The 541-nt window shown below is 43.8% G+C and carries 1 protein-coding gene; it reads right to left on the bottom strand.

What is annotated here, in order from left to right; all coding sequences use genetic code 11:
- Positions 1 to 541, bottom strand: a 541-nt coding sequence (locus tag P1X15_RS32490; protein ID WP_277342265.1) for a hypothetical protein, incomplete at both ends; no start/stop codon positions are given.

Here is a 541-nt window from a genome sequence, read left to right as displayed (position 1 = left end):
ATTGATAGATGTAGGCATTGTTGTCACCTGCGCTAGCAGTTTGGGTAACAGTCGCACTGTTATAATCATCATCTTGATCGATTTCAGCGTAATTGACCCCCGCACCCGTGGCATTTTGGGTGATTGATGCTTCTGAATCATCAGTAGAAGTGTTGTAATTTTGGTCGATGTTGGCAGTATTTTCACTACCAGCTCCCGAAGCAGTTTGTGTAACAGTAGCCTCATTGGTGCCATAATCATCAATTTGTTGTTCAATCATGGCATTGTTAACCCCAGCTGCTGTGGCAGTTTGAGTAACAGTAGCGTCATTGGCATAATCTTGGCTATCTTGAATGATGCCAAAGTTATTGATAGAACCAGCACCGTCGGCGTTTTGAGTAAGGTTTACGGTACTACTACCGGTTCCAGAGAATCCTTGAGTCAAAGGGCTAACATTGTTGGCACCACCATTGGTAGTAGTCTGATTGTTGTTGAATACGTTTTGTGAGAAGGCTGCCATGGTAAAAAGAAGCCCTGCCACTGTGAGCGTGAGTTTTTTCAT

This window comes from Runella sp. MFBS21 (assembly GCF_029433105.1).
Lineage (GTDB): Bacteria > Bacteroidota > Bacteroidia > Cytophagales > Spirosomataceae > Runella.
Note: the sequence above shows the minus strand (reverse complement) of the source record. Positions and strands in the feature narration are given on the sequence as shown.